13 protein-coding genes are annotated in these 13,779 nt (G+C 34.1%); 12 read left to right on the top strand and 1 reads right to left on the bottom strand.

The features are described 5' to 3' along the window. Nucleotides 1-18 precede the first annotated feature (18 nt). Nucleotides 19-2,004, top strand: coding sequence for a GTP-binding protein (locus ACN0WY_RS03455; RefSeq protein ID WP_417799569.1), 1,986 nt, complete (start codon nucleotides 19-21; stop codon nucleotides 2,002-2,004). On the opposite strand, the gene lpxK is transcribed toward ACN0WY_RS03455, so the two are convergent. Beyond that, entirely contained in the window at nucleotides 2,001-3,032 is a 1,032-nt protein-coding gene (lpxK, locus tag ACN0WY_RS03450; protein WP_417799568.1) for a tetraacyldisaccharide 4'-kinase, read from the bottom strand. The genes ACN0WY_RS03455 and lpxK overlap by 4 nt on opposite strands. 144 nt (nucleotides 3,033-3,176) lie before the next feature. On the opposite strand from lpxK, the gene ACN0WY_RS03445 reads away from it, so the two are divergent. The 11 genes from ACN0WY_RS03445 (at nucleotide 3,177) to ACN0WY_RS03395 (ending at nucleotide 13,770) form a co-directional block, all read left to right on the top strand. Further along, complete coding sequence (locus ACN0WY_RS03445) at nucleotides 3,177-4,271, top strand: Nif3-like dinuclear metal center hexameric protein (protein ID WP_417799567.1); 1,095 nt, start codon at nucleotides 3,177-3,179, stop codon at nucleotides 4,269-4,271. Between the two features lie 3 nt (nucleotides 4,272-4,274). Then, nucleotides 4,275-5,045, top strand: coding sequence for a hypothetical protein (locus ACN0WY_RS03440; RefSeq protein WP_330488235.1), 771 nt, complete (start codon nucleotides 4,275-4,277; stop codon nucleotides 5,043-5,045). A 147-nt stretch (nucleotides 5,046-5,192) separates the two neighbouring features. After that, on the top strand, nucleotides 5,193-6,590 hold the full coding sequence (locus ACN0WY_RS03435; RefSeq protein ID WP_417799566.1) for an FAD binding domain-containing protein: 1,398 nt from the start codon (nucleotides 5,193-5,195) through the stop codon (nucleotides 6,588-6,590). An 8-nt stretch (nucleotides 6,591-6,598) separates the two neighbouring features. Next, nucleotides 6,599-8,851, top strand: a complete 2,253-nt coding sequence (locus ACN0WY_RS03430; RefSeq protein WP_417799565.1) for a xanthine dehydrogenase molybdopterin binding subunit — start codon at nucleotides 6,599-6,601, stop codon at nucleotides 8,849-8,851. 17 nt (nucleotides 8,852-8,868) lie between these two features. Further along, complete coding sequence (locus ACN0WY_RS03425; RefSeq protein ID WP_330488238.1) at nucleotides 8,869-9,831, top strand: peptidoglycan DD-metalloendopeptidase family protein; 963 nt, start codon at nucleotides 8,869-8,871, stop codon at nucleotides 9,829-9,831. A 116-nt stretch (nucleotides 9,832-9,947) separates the two neighbouring features. Then, nucleotides 9,948-10,322 (top strand): hypothetical protein, encoded by a 375-nt coding sequence (locus ACN0WY_RS03420; RefSeq protein ID WP_281980181.1) that lies wholly within the window; start codon nucleotides 9,948-9,950, stop codon nucleotides 10,320-10,322. 6 nt (nucleotides 10,323-10,328) lie between these two features. Beyond that, nucleotides 10,329-11,273: an XdhC family protein gene (locus ACN0WY_RS03415; protein ID WP_417799564.1), complete on the top strand. Its 945-nt coding sequence runs from the start codon at nucleotides 10,329-10,331 to the stop codon at nucleotides 11,271-11,273. Between the two features lie 7 nt (nucleotides 11,274-11,280). Then, the gene (locus ACN0WY_RS03410; RefSeq protein ID WP_417799563.1) at nucleotides 11,281-11,883 is read left to right on the top strand and encodes a Crp/Fnr family transcriptional regulator; all 603 of its coding nucleotides are present in this window, start codon (nucleotides 11,281-11,283) and stop codon (nucleotides 11,881-11,883) included. A gap of 51 nt (nucleotides 11,884-11,934) precedes the next feature. Continuing rightward, a complete protein-coding gene (locus ACN0WY_RS03405; protein ID WP_417799562.1) occupies nucleotides 11,935-12,384 on the top strand; it encodes a DMT family transporter in 450 nt (149 codons plus the stop codon). After that, entirely contained in the window at nucleotides 12,381-13,112 is a 732-nt protein-coding gene (locus tag ACN0WY_RS03400; protein ID WP_417799561.1) for a GNAT family N-acetyltransferase, read from the top strand. Before ACN0WY_RS03405 ends, ACN0WY_RS03400 begins: the two co-directional genes overlap by 4 nt. Before the next feature lie 76 nt (nucleotides 13,113-13,188). Then, nucleotides 13,189-13,770 carry a Crp/Fnr family transcriptional regulator gene (locus ACN0WY_RS03395; protein ID WP_417799560.1) on the top strand — a complete coding sequence of 194 codons (582 nt, stop codon included), beginning with the start codon at nucleotides 13,189-13,191 and terminating at the stop codon, nucleotides 13,768-13,770. Nucleotides 13,771-13,779 lie beyond the last annotated feature (9 nt).

The raw sequence follows: 13,779 nt of genomic DNA, 5'->3' as shown, positions 1-13,779 counted from the left end.
ATAAGATATTACTGATTAATGGAATATTCCAACATTCTTAACATAGGAATTTTAGCACATGTCGATGCTGGCAAAACTACTTTAACCGAACATTTATTATACCATACAGGAGCTATAAGAAATATCGGAAGTGTAGATAAAGGCTCAACCGTTACTGATAGTTTAGCGCTAGAAAAAGAACGTGGAATTTCCATAAAAGCAGCAACCACTTCTTTTATTTGGAACAATACTAAAGTTAATCTGATAGATACTCCAGGACACGTAGATTTTTCTAGTGAAGTTGCAAGGACACTATGTGTGGTAGATGCTGTTGTTTTAGTTGTTTCGGCTGTTGAAGGTGTACAAGCTCACACCTTAACTATTGCCGATGCCTTGCAAAAACTAAAAATTCCTACAATAATTTTCATTAATAAAATTGACCGACAAGGAGCGGATACTGAAAGTGTTTTGGAACAAATAAAAGACGAGCTTCAAATTAAAACTGTATCTATCTATACCAGTCATCATGAAGGATTAGACACTGCCTATATTAGTCCTGTTTTTCACAATAATTCCCTTACCAAAGAGCAAAAAGAAACCATCGTAGAAGAGTTAATTGAAACCGATGAAAACCTGTTAGAACAATACTTAAACGGTCACACCATTACTGATGAGACCTATATAAAATCTATTGTAAAAAACACTTCCAAAGTTTTAATTTCTCCTGTATTTGTTGGAATTGCTAAAAACAACATTGGTGTAAAGGAACTATTAGACGGATTAACAAGTTTCATTAAACCAGATAAGAATACTGCTACACAAGAAACTTCTGCTTATGTATACAAGTTAGAGCATCATAAAACTCATGGTGTCATGGCACATGTAAAAGTTTTTTCGGGTGAATTATCTTCTAAGTCGGTTATTTATAATCATACTCAAGCCGTAGAAACAAAAATAAACCAATCAAAAGTTTTTCATCATACCAAACATATAGACACTACTATTAAAACTGGTGATATCGGAATTATTACAGGTGTTGTTGATACAAAAACAGGAGACATTCTTGGCAACCCCGAAGGAATTCCAAAACTACCCGAATTAAACACGCCTGTTTTAAGTGTACAAGTAATACCTGATAACGATAAAGATTACAATGCGTTAGCACAGGCTTTACAAATTATAGACAGAGAAGATCCAACACTACAATTCAAATGGCATAAACCCGAAAAAGAATTATTATTGTTACTAATGGGAGACATGCAAATTGAAGTGCTTACACATGTTTTATTAGAACGATTTTCAATCCCTGCTACTTTTACAGAGCCTCAAATTGTATACAAAGAAACCATAAGCAAAGCTGCAGAAGGTTACATTCGTTATTGGATGCCTAAACCTTGTTGGGCAATCATGACTTTTTTAATTGAACCCGCTCCTTTAAATTCTGGTGTTAGTTACCAATCTACGGTTTCTAAAAACGACATTCATAACAAATATCAAAACGAAATAGCCAGAACAATTCCAAAAGCTTTAGAGCAAGGTTTGCTTGGTTGGGAAGTAACTGATGTAAAAATAACATTGATTAAAGGAGAAGATCATAATGTTCATTCAAGACCTGGTGACTTTAACTTAGCTACCCCAATGGGTATCATGAAAGGCTTACAAGCTGGCGGAACACATTTGTTAGAACCGTTAGTTCGCTTTGAAATAAAAACCAATGAAGAATTTTTAAGTAAAATTATTTCAGAACTTACGACGAGAAGAGCTACTATCAACTCTCCCTCTTTTCTAAATGAAATGATGCATCTTACAGGAACAATTCCCGTAGCCACTTCTTTAGACCTAAGTATTAAATTAAATACTCTTTGCAGCGGTCGTATCCGTTTGCGAATGGTTTTTCATGGCTATGACGTATGTCCTGAAGGAGAAGGAAAATCAAGACCTTTTAAAGGAGTGAATCCATTAGACGAAGCGCAATGGATCTTACACCGTCGTGGTGCTTATAAAGCTGACGAACGAGTGATTTAGTTTACCTTCTTTATTTCATTCAACACTAAAGAATTAAAAGCTTTCTCTTCACTTATAAAGTGACTTTTTATAGAGATATAATTAAGAGGATTCACCTTTCCTTCTAAACGCATATAATCTTTTTCGGTAGTTAGCATGATTTTTTGTTCAGACGGCAACTCATTAAATGCTTTTTCAATCTTTAAAATGTCTTGCTGAGTAAAATTGTGATGGTCAGGAAAGTTTAGATGCTTAAAACTTACTTTCTTTTCTTTCAAAAAATTCAATAAAGGAGTCGGATTTGCAATTCCCGTTATTAACAACGCTTCTTTATCCTGCAAATCATCAATTGTTAACTCATTTGTTCCTTTTAAACTCTCATCGTAAGCAATGGTTGTAAAAAATACCTTTTGATATGATTTTGGATTGAGTTTTCGCACTATCTTTTCTTGCTCCGCTTTTGATAAATTTTCAGGACATTTCGTAACCACAATCATCGTTGCTCGTTTAGCTCCTCTCCTACTTTCTCTTAAATTTCCTGTGGGTAATACAAAATCGTCTACAAACAAATCGTTGTACTTGGTTAGTAAAATATAGCTACTCGCTGTTACTTTTCTATGTTGATAAGCATCATCCAACAATACCACTTCTGGCGGATTATTTTGTTGTAACAACTGCTGAATTCCGTTCGTTCTATCAGCATCCACAGCTACGGTAATAACTTTTTTAAACTTCTTATAAAACTGTAAGGGTTCATCACCAACATCTTCAGCTGTATGTGTATCGTTTACTAACTGAAATCCTTCTGTTTTACGCTTATAGCCCCGACTTAAAACGGCCATTCTATATTTATCATTCAATAAACGTATCAAATACTCTATTTGTGGAGATTTTCCCGTTCCTCCTACACTCAAGTTCCCCACGGCTATTACAGGGATTTCAAAAGAAGTCGATTTTAAAATACCAATAGTAAAAAACCAATTACGAACCCTGGTGATTACATCGTACAAAACAGCAAACGGAAACAATAAAAATCGAAGTAATTTCATTGTTCCAAAAATAATAAATTAGTTTTTACACTTACACCACAAACTATTTTATCTTTTCTTCCCTTCTCACTTCTTCACTTTTCTAACTTTTTAAACAGTTAAACTTTGTAACTTTGCTGTATCAATACTTTGAAAATTACCCAAATGCACATAAAAGATATTACCAATTATATTGAACAATTAGCGCCGCTTTCGTATGCTGAAGATTTTGATAATGTTGGCTTGCTAATAGGAAACTATAATACTGAAGTTACTGGAGTTTTGGTCACACTTGACACGCTTGAAGAAACGGTAGATGAAGCAATTGCTAACCACTGTAATCTTATTGTAAGTTTTCACCCTATTGTATTTAGCGGTTTGAAAAAAATTAACGGGAATAATTATGTGGAGCGTGTCGTGTTAAAAGCCATTCAACACAACATTGCTATTTATGCTACGCATACCGCTCTAGATAATGTTAATAATGGAGTTTCAGCTAAAATGGGAGAAGTTTTAGGCTTAGAAAACATGAAAACTTTGATTCCTAAAAAAGGAATCATCAAAAAACTAACCACTTATGTTCCGTTTGAAGAAGCAACTAATTTACGTGAAAAATTATTTGAAGCTGGCGCGGGAAATATTGGGAATTACGATAACTGTTCTTTTAATGTAGAAGGAAAAGGAAGCTACAGAGGAAACGAAAACTCGAACCCTACAGTAGGGAAAAAAGGAGAATTGATGTTTGAAAAAGAAACCTGTATTACAGTAACATTTGATTCTTATTTAGAAGGAAAAATACTTTCCGCTCTCTTTAAAAACCATCCGTATGAAGAAGTTGCCTACGAAGTTATTACTTTAGATAATCAAAACCAACATGTAGGTATGGGAATGATTGGAGAACTTCCTTCGGCGATGAATGAAAAAGACTTTTTATTATTTGTAAAAGAAACCTTTAAAACTGGTTGTGTGCGACACTCAGAATTACTTAATAAACCTATTAAAAAAGTAGCAGTGTTAGGAGGTTCGGGAAGTTTTGCTATTAAAAATGCACTACGAACTGGTGCCGATGCTTACATAAGTGCTGATTTTAAATACCATGAATTTTTTAAAGCAGAAAAAAGAATCTTACTTGCAGATGTAGGACATTATGAAAGTGAGCAATTTACAAAAAAGCTTTTAGTTGATTATCTTAGCAAAAAATTTAGTACTTTTGCAATTATTTTAAGCGAAAAGAGTACAAATCCAATACACTATATTTAACAGATGGCAAAAAAAGAAGTAACGGTAGAAGAAAAATTAAGAGCGTTATACGATTTACAGTTAATCGATTCTAGAATTGACGAGATTAGAAACGTTCGCGGTGAATTACCTTTAGAAGTTGAAGATTTAGAAGATGAAGTTGCCGGATTAAACAAGAGACTTTCTAATTTAGCTGAGGATGTTAAAAATTTAGAAACTGATATTAGTAATAAAAAGTTAGCAATTGAAGAATCTAAAAATTTAATTACTAAATACGAAGAACAACAAAAAAATGTTCGTAATAACCGTGAATTCGACTCTTTATCTAAAGAAGTTGAGTACCAAGAATTAGAAATTCAATTATCTGAAAAGAGAATTAAAGAGTACAAAGCTAAAATTGCTCAAAAGAAAGAGGTTATTGATAGCACCAAAGAAAAACTAGCTAAGCAAGAAGCGCATTTAGCTCACAAAAAAGGAGAATTAGATGCTATCTTAAAAGAGACTGAGAAAGAAGAGCAATTATTAAAAGAAAAGTCTGAAGAATTTTCACAGTCTATTGACAGGCATTTATTAACAGCCTACAAAAGAATTAGAACTAAAGTAAGAAACGGATTAGCAGTTGTGGCTATTGAACGTGGAGCTGCTGGAGGTTCTTTCTTTACTATTCCACCTCAAGTACAGTTAGAGATTGCTAACCGTAAAAAGATTACAATTGACGAGCACAGTGGTCGTATTTTAGTAGATCCTGCTTTAGCACAAGAAGAAAAAGAAAAAATAGACAGCTTATTTGCTTAATATTTTTCTTAAAATACATACAAAGCCTCCAAAATTTGGAGGTTTTTTTTGTTGTTATAAGCTTTTATTATAAAATTAGTAACAATTAAAAATCAAAGCGCCTCACTTTTCACCTAATGTTACATTTTCGTATCTTGCATTCTGCTTATGATACAATTTATATTAAATAATCAGGTAATAAAAACAACAGCAAACGCTGGTATTACCCTGCTCGACTTTATTCGGGAACACCAACAATTAAAAGGCACAAAAATAGGATGTCGTGAAGGCGATTGTGGTGCTTGTACCGTTCTAATAGGTGAACAAAAAAACGGTAGCCTTAGCTATCAAAGTATAACTTCGTGTATTTCTCCTTTAGGGAATGCTAACGGAAAACACATCGTTACGGTAGAAGGCATCAATCTGCCAAAAGAACTGAATACCGTTCAAAAAGCAATGGCCGATAATTATGCGACGCAATGTGGTTTTTGCACACCGGGATTTGTGGTTTCTATGACTGGTTATGCTCTTGACAGTAAACAAACAACTTCTTGTAACGATGCTATCAGCGGAAACATTTGTCGTTGTACGGGGTATAAATCGATTGAAAAAGCTGGTTTTGAAATAGCACAAAAACTACAAAAAAAAGATAAGAACCATCAAATCGACTGGTTAATCAAAGAAGGGTTTATTCCTAATTATTTTGAAACTATCCCTGAAAAACTAGCTCAAATACAACCAAAAATATTTGAAAAAACAGGAATAAAAGTAGCTAACGGAACCGATATATATGTACAACATGCTGATAAAATGGCTGAAGAAGATGTACATTTATTAACCGATAAAAACGCTTTAAAAGAAATTTCTTTTACCAAAGGTTTTTGCACATTAGGCGCTAATACAACGGTTACCGAAATAGCCGAAAGTAAACAATTGCAAACTCTCTTCCCGAAACTCAAACAATTTTTAAAACTTGTTTCTTCTGAACAAATTAGAAACATGGGAACCATCGGTGGTAACTTTGTAAACGCCTCTCCTATTGGCGATATGTCTATTTTCTTTTTAGCATTGAACTCAATGGTAACCATTCAAAAAGAAGATGGGAATGTGCGACAAATTCCATTTCAAGAATTTCATCAAGACTATAAAACATACGATTTACACGAAGGCGAAATCTTACAATCAATACAGTTTAAAGTTCCGCAGGCAGAAGACTTTTTTAATTTTGAAAAAGTGAGCAAACGAACACATTTAGACATTGCTAGTGTAAATTCGGCAGGAAGAATTTCTATAAAGAATAGTATAATTACAGATGCTCATTTTTCTTTAGGAGGTGTAGCCGCTATTCCAAAGTATTTATCAAATACCAATACCTTTTTAATCGGAAAAACAATCAATTCTGAAACTATAAAAGAAGCCGAAACTATTTTACAATCAGAAATTTCGCCTATTAGCGATGTTCGTGGAACTGCTGACTATAAGCGATTATTGGCAAGACAGTTATTTTTTGCTCACTTTTTAGAACTATTCCCAAATCAAGTAGAACTTAAAAAACTAATTGCCTAATGAAAACGATGAAGAACATAGACAGTTTTACACATGTTAGAGGAGAATCGTTATTTGTTGACGATTTAATGCTGAGACAGGATACCTTATTCGGCTTGGTGTTTGACTCGCCAAAAGCACATGGAAAAATCAAATTGGTAGATTATTCAAAAGCAGAAGCGCTAGAAGGCGTTATCAAAATATTTACCTATAAAGATGTTTTAGGAGAAAATCAAATTGGTGGTATTATTCCCGATGAACCTTTATGGGCTGAAGATGAAGTTCATTTTTGGGGACAACCGATTGCGTTTATCGTTGCAAAAAGTGAAGCCATTGCTAAAAAAGCGAGAACTTTAATTACCATAGATATTAAAGAACTTCCTGTAATCACAACCGCTAAAGAAGCCAAAGAAAAAGGAAGTTTTATCAATGCTCCTCGTTCATTTAACTTAGGAGACACCCAAAATGCTTTTACCGAATGTGACTATGTGTTTGAAGGCGAAACTTTTTCGAACGGACAAGAGCATTTGTACCTCGAAACACAAGGTTGTTATGCGGTTCCTCAAGAAAACGGAAATATAAAAATTACTTCCTCTACGCAAGGCCCTACTGCTGTACAAAAAACAGCGGCGAAAGTGTTGGGTATCCCAATGCATAAAATTGAAGTAGATGTCATCCGTTTAGGTGGTGGTTTTGGAGGAAAAGAAGATCAAGCTACTCCATGGGCAGTGATGGCTGCTGTGGCAGTACAACATTTGAATCGTCCAGTAAAATACATGCTGAATAGACATGACGATTTACGCATGACAGGAAAACGCCATCCCTATTCCTCATTTTATAAAATTGGTCTGACCAAAGACCTAAAAATAAAAGCTTTTGAAGCAGAGTTCTTACAAAACTCTGGTGCCGCCGCTGATTTATCACCTGCTATTGCTGAAAGGACTTTGTTTCATGCAACGAACAGCTATTTCGTTCCGAATGTGAGTACTACCGTGTATAGCTGTAAAACCAACTTACCCCCTAATACCGCTTTTCGTGGTTTTGGTGGTCCGCAAGGTATGTTTGTCATTGAAAGTGCTATTGCCGATGCCGCTGATAAAATGGGCATCAACAAAAGAGAAATACAAGAAACCAATCTATTAGCTGAAAATGATGAGTTTTCTTACGGACAAATTGCTACCGAAGTGCAAGCACAGAATTCTTGGTTTAGTGCAAAAGAACAATATCAACTTGAAAAATTAGAGCAAGAAGTTGCAGATTTTAATAGTAAAAATGACCGATACAAAAAAGGTATTTCATTAATGCCTATTGCTTTTGGTATTTCATTTACCAATACCCCAATGAACCATGCACGTGCATTGATACATATTTATCAAGATGGAAGTGTTGGCGTCTCTACAGCTGCCGTAGAAATGGGGCAAAGTGTAAACACTAAAATGTTGCAAGTAGCACAAAGTGTTTTAGGAATTTCGGCAGATAAGGTTAAACTGGAAACGACGAATACTACGCGTGTTGCCAACACCTCACCTTCTGCTGCGAGTTCTACTGCCGACCTCAACGGAAAAGCAGTTGAAATGGCTTGTAATTCGTTAGTTGAACGACTAACAAAAGTTGCCGCTGACATGCTTTCTTCCGAAGAAAAAAACATCTCCTTCAAAGAGAATTTTATTTTTACAAATGATCATAAATCAGAGCTAACCTGGGAAGCTTTAATTGCTGAAGCGATGCTACGTCGTGTGGCACTTTCTGAAAATGCCCATTATGCAACTCCAATTATTCACTTTGATAAAACCAAAGAAAAAGGACATCCGTTTGCTTACCATGTGTACGGTACTGCCATCACAACAGTTACGGTAGATTGTATCCGTGGTAATTATGAAATTGATAGTGTAAAAATTGTACACGACTTTGGTAAAAGTATGAATATGGGTATTGATTTAGGGCAAGTTGAAGGTGCTTTGGCACAAGGAATTGGTTGGATGACTCTAGAAGAAATTGCCTATAATAATGACGGACGATTACTCTCGAATGCGTTGTCTACCTACAAGGTACCTGATATTTTTTCGGCACCCAAAACAATAGAAACCATTCCGTTAAAAACAGAAGGAAATCAAATGGCTATTAAAAAATCGAAAGCAGTTGGTGAGCCTCCATTAATGTATGGAATTGGAGCTTATTTTGCCATTCAGCAAGCGGTGAAAGCTTTCAACCCTAATTATAAATTAAAATTCCACGCTCCTTTTACACCCGAAAAAGTGTTGATGGGATTGTATGAAAAATAGAAAAATTAATACTGTTTATGAATAAGAAAATATTCTTTGTGCTAGCAATTAGTACAATTAGTTTAAGTCTCTTAGGGCAAAGTAAAAAAATAAGAACTGGTGAGTTTATGGTTCATTTTCAAGAAAACTATAACAAACAACAGTATCGTAAAATATATAACAGATTTGCCGCTAGGTTTCAAAAGAATGTCCCGAGAAAAAAATGGGATTCTCTTTTAAACAAGATGAATTTTACCTATGGAAAAATAACTAGTTTCTCTTATGTTGAAACTGCTAATAATTCTGTGAGGTTTAATGTTAATTTTGAAAAAGGAAACCAACGTTTTAAATTATATCCAGATAATCAAATCCTAAACAAACTAGGAGGTTTTGTTTACAGAGACAACCCCTATTTAGAAAAAAACATATCAAAGATAGCTTTACCTTTCGATGAAGGAGTTTGGTACGTAGCACAAGGAGGAGATGCTAAAAGTGATAACAATCATTATGATGTTAATCCGCAAAAAAAAGCTTTTGATTTTGTTTTAATTGATGACAACAAAAAAGTTCATAACGGACAAAGACATAAAAACGAAAACTATTACTCTTTTGGCAAAAATGTTTTAGCCCCCATAAATGGTGAAATTATCTCCGTTATTGATGGAATTAAAGATAATGACCCAGGTCATATTAACCGTTATTATGCAGCTGGAAATTCCATTATATTAAAAACCAACAACAATGAGTTTTTGTTCTTTGGTAATTTAAAAAACAACTCTATTAAAGTGAAAACAGGAGACATTGTTACTAAAGGAACAATTATTGCTCAGGTTGGTAACTCTGGAAAATCTTACTACCCACACTTACATTTTCACATTCAAAATATTGAAAGTATAAACAGTGCAGACGGAGTTAAGTGTTACTTTGACAAAGCTTTGGTTAATAACAAAGAAAAAACCAATTACTCACCGATTAAAGGTGACTTAATTCAAAATAAATAGGTATCAAACTACAATACACCAAACAGAATATATTTAGGGGTGCGTTAATTTATAGCATCGGAGATACCATTGCATCCCTTTTACTAAACGAGTTTTCAATATACAGACTTCTCGGAATGGTACTTATTGGTGCTACTGTTTATGCTTTTGAAATCCCTAATTATTTTAATTGGATAGAAAAAAAGACAGCAAACAATAGCGGACTCAAAAAAACACTCGCAAAAACCCTATTAGCCATTGCGTACTTTAATCCACTTTGGATTTTTAGACATTTGCTGTTTATCAAGCTATTTTCCGGGAATTTTGAACAAATAACCAGTAACTTATTCATTGTTGCTTGTTGGTCGTTTTTAGTGAACATTCCTATTTCGTTTATCGCTAATTTTATCATTCAAAATAAAGTAAAACTCGATTGGCGTTTTTTAGCCAGTGCTATTTTTTCTGCACTAATGGCTATTTATTATGCCTTAAGCGAAACCATTTTTAACTAAGCTTTTATGAAATTCTGGCAACAGTTATATACAAAACTTCAAAACAAACAGAAGGTATACCTACTAACGGTAATTGAAAACCTTGGTAGTTCTCCAGGCCGAAAAGGCTTTAAAATGCTAATTGCTGAAGATGGTTTTATTTTCGGTTCTGTAGGTGGTGGTGTGATGGAGTTTGCACTCGTTGAAGAGGCCAAACAACTAGTACAACAAGAGAATCCGCCAACATTTAGTAAAAAACAAATTCATAAAGGAACTATCAAAGATGGTTCGGGTATGATTTGTTCTGGTGAACAAACGGTAGCCTTTCATTGCTTAGATGCTAAGCATATTTCAATAATCTCAACCATTATTTCTTCTTTACAACACGGTAAAAAAGGAACTTTACATTTATCTCCTACCCTATTTGATTTTACTCCTGATGTTCTAGAAAGTCAGTTTGAATATACCATCAACTCGAAAGAAGATTGGTATTTTAAAGAACACATTGGCTTTAAAGAAACCTTGTACATTGTAGGTGGTGGTCATGTAGGAGTTGCTGTTTCTGAACTCTTTGTAAAACTTGGTTTCTATGTGGTGATTTTTGACAATCGAGAAAACCTCAACACCTTAGAAAATAACCAAACCGCTCATAAAAAACAGGTTATTGATTATAACGATATTGAAAACTACATAGAAGAATCTTCTTCAAGCTATGTAGCCATTATGACTAATACATATACCGATGACAAATTGGTATTGAGTAAGCTTCTAAGAAACAACTATCAATTTCTAGGCGTTTTGGGTAGCAAAGCAAAGTTGCGAACGATGTGGGAAGTTTTGCAAAATGAAGGAGTTACTCAAGAAGAATTAAACAACGTTCACGCACCTATAGGGCTTTCTATAAAAAGTGAAACCCCAGAAGAAATAGCGGTAAGTATTGCGGCACAGATTATTCAAATTAAAAACACCTAAACGAATAATGAATCAACCTAATGAATATAAAACCTTTTTAACAAGCGTTTTTAATCGTTATGCTACGGTAAGTGACGAGGCGATTTCTTCTTTGTTTTCGGCTGTAAAAATTCATGATTTAAAAAAAGGAACTACTTTATTGCCTTTTGGTAAGGTATCAAAACACGTTCATGTTCTTTACAAAGGAGCTGTAGTTTCGTGTTTTTTACATAAAAACGGTACGGTATATCATAAAAACATCTTTTTAGCAGAGAGCTTTGTAGGTTCTGTAGTGTCGTCACTTACCAACACACCTTCTCAGTTTTCTCTAGAGGTTATAGAAGACTCAACCATTATTAGTTTTCCGTATGACACCTACAGACAACTTATTAAGGAAAACCAAGACTTGCAAAACTTTTACATCGCTTATCTTGAAAAGAACTGGGTGATTGATAAAGAAAAACGAGAAATTGACATTGTTTTAAAAGAAGCTAAAGAACGGTATCTCGATTTTGTAAACGCTAACCCCAACATAGAAAATAGAATACCTTTGCACTATATAGCCTCTCATTTAGGCATCACTCCTACTCAATTAAGCCGAATACGTAAGAGCATTAAAAAAAATGTATAGCAATCAACATATGTAAAGAAAAAGGTGTTATTTCCTTTCCATCTTTGCAGTATGAAAATATTCTTTTTATACTTTTTGGCCTTTATTGGTGGAGTATCTCTGGCTGTTCAAGCAGGATTTAACACGCAATTAGGTGCTATTGTAAAGCAACCTGTTATTGCTGTTATAGCCACCTCTATAGCCAGCGCTGTTTTTGGGTGCTTATTCATCTTGCTATTCAAAGAAGAAAGTATTCAACTAACTACAGCACAACAAGTACCTTGGTATTTATGGTTTATTGGCGGACTTTTTAGCATGATTGGTATTTCTCTTTATTTTTACACCATACCAAAGCTAGGAATTTCAAAAATGATTGCTTTTGGACTATGCGGTCAATTGATTTTTTCGTTATTCGCAGGAAAATTTGGTTGGTTAAACCTGCCTGTTGAGCCTATAACTACCAAAAAGTGTATTGGAATTGTTTTCATGGCAATTAGTATTCTTTTAATCAACTCAAAATGAAAAAAATAGTATCAAACATTCACAATTTAACTTCTTTATGGAAAACTGCTGTAGCTCCATATCGAGGACATCATAAAGAAACATCTTTTGAAAGCGCTTATATTGAAAATGCCCAATGGCCTAATAGAATTTGGACCAACCTCTCTCCTTCTGAAAACCAACTAAAAGAAGTACAACAACAAATGTTAGGAGAAGATAAGCATTTTACATTTTCTTTATTTACACTTCCCAATCAAGAAAATAATATGGAACTTGACGCTAAAATTCAGTTAAAGTCAACACAATACGGAATGAGTTTAGAGCTAAACGAAAAGTTCGAAACGCAAAGACACATCGACTTTAAAAGAGTAGAAAACACAGAAGAAGCTGACATTTGGAGCAACGCCTTTTTTAAAGCCTTTAATTACGAAATAAATACAGCAACCATTTTAAAAACCAAAGAAACCATTCCCTACTATCTTGTTTATTTTGAACAAGAACTTGTAGGCACCGTAATTTTATACACTACTAATACTGTTGCTGGCTTGCACAGTTTAGGTATTATTCCTGAAAAGAGAAAACAAGGTTTTGCTACCGAAATTATGCGTCACACATTGAACAAAGCCATTGACCAGAATTTATCATTAGCTACACTACAAGCCTCTGAAATGGCAAAAGAAATGTATTTAAAACTAGGATTTTCTTTAGACTTTTTAATGAAAAATTATGGTGTTACCAATCCTTCTTAAAAACACAGCATCTTAACACGCATAACTTTTGAACTTGGTAAAAAAATAGTAGGTTTGAAGCTACTAATGAGAGAGGATGAATTATAAAGAAGTCTTTAAAACGGTTGAGGAAACCTACACTCCGCTATCTACTGAGTGTCAACAAGAATTAATTACCAGTTCAAAAGTTTGTGTATATAAAAAAGGGGACATTGTTGTACGAGAAGGGCAATTCTCTAAAAAAGTCTTTTTTATTGTACAAGGATGTTCAAGAGCATATTATTTAAAAGATGGTAAAGATATTTCTGATTGGTTTACTTTCGAAAATCAGTTTATGGCTTCCATCGTTAGCTTTTTTAGTAACGAACCGAGTCCACATTATGTTGAATTTATTGAAGATTCAACCGTTTTGGAATTTTCAAAAGATACGGTTGATAAGCTTTCTCAAAAGCATCACGATTTTGAACGCTTAATTAGTAAAATAGTCACTGAAACCATGTTGGGACTTTGCGAGCGCTTATACACCATTCAATTCAACAAAGCAGAAGAAAGGTATAAACACCTACTAAGTATTTACCCTTTTATAACCAACAGAATTCCACTTACACATATTGCTTCTTATTTAGGAATAACTCTGGAAACGTTGAGCAGGATAAGAAACCCCAAAAAACGAATTTGATTTATATCA

It is taken from the genome of Tenacibaculum sp. (assembly GCF_048269885.1).
GTDB lineage: Bacteria > Bacteroidota > Bacteroidia > Flavobacteriales > Flavobacteriaceae > Polaribacter.
The sequence above is the reverse complement of the archived record's forward strand: the minus strand, read 5'-3'. Positions and strand labels throughout refer to the sequence as shown.

Excerpts from the sequence above, each read along its gene's own strand:
- ACN0WY_RS03420 (WP_281980181.1), top strand. The coding sequence starts at position 9,948 with ATGGTACTTATTGGTGCTACTGTTTATGCTTTTGAAATCCCTAATTAT.
- ACN0WY_RS03400 (WP_417799561.1), top strand. The coding sequence starts at position 12,381 with ATGAAAAAAATAGTATCAAACATTCACAATTTAACTTCTTTATGGAAA.
- ACN0WY_RS03395 (WP_417799560.1), top strand. The coding sequence starts at position 13,189 with ATGAATTATAAAGAAGTCTTTAAAACGGTTGAGGAAACCTACACTCCG.
- ACN0WY_RS03410 (WP_417799563.1), top strand. The coding sequence starts at position 11,281 with ATGAATCAACCTAATGAATATAAAACCTTTTTAACAAGCGTTTTTAAT.
- ACN0WY_RS03445 (WP_417799567.1), top strand. The coding sequence starts at position 3,177 with ATGCACATAAAAGATATTACCAATTATATTGAACAATTAGCGCCGCTT.
- ACN0WY_RS03415 (WP_417799564.1), top strand. The coding sequence starts at position 10,329 with ATGAAATTCTGGCAACAGTTATATACAAAACTTCAAAACAAACAGAAG.
- ACN0WY_RS03405 (WP_417799562.1), top strand. The coding sequence starts at position 11,935 with ATGAAAATATTCTTTTTATACTTTTTGGCCTTTATTGGTGGAGTATCT.
- lpxK (WP_417799568.1), bottom strand. The coding sequence starts at position 3,032 with ATGAAATTACTTCGATTTTTATTGTTTCCGTTTGCTGTTTTGTACGAT.
- ACN0WY_RS03430 (WP_417799565.1), top strand. The coding sequence starts at position 6,599 with ATGAAGAACATAGACAGTTTTACACATGTTAGAGGAGAATCGTTATTT.
- ACN0WY_RS03455 (WP_417799569.1), top strand. The coding sequence starts at position 19 with ATGGAATATTCCAACATTCTTAACATAGGAATTTTAGCACATGTCGAT.
- ACN0WY_RS03425 (WP_330488238.1), top strand. The coding sequence starts at position 8,869 with ATGAATAAGAAAATATTCTTTGTGCTAGCAATTAGTACAATTAGTTTA.
- ACN0WY_RS03435 (WP_417799566.1), top strand. The coding sequence starts at position 5,193 with ATGATACAATTTATATTAAATAATCAGGTAATAAAAACAACAGCAAAC.
- ACN0WY_RS03440 (WP_330488235.1), top strand. The coding sequence starts at position 4,275 with ATGGCAAAAAAAGAAGTAACGGTAGAAGAAAAATTAAGAGCGTTATAC.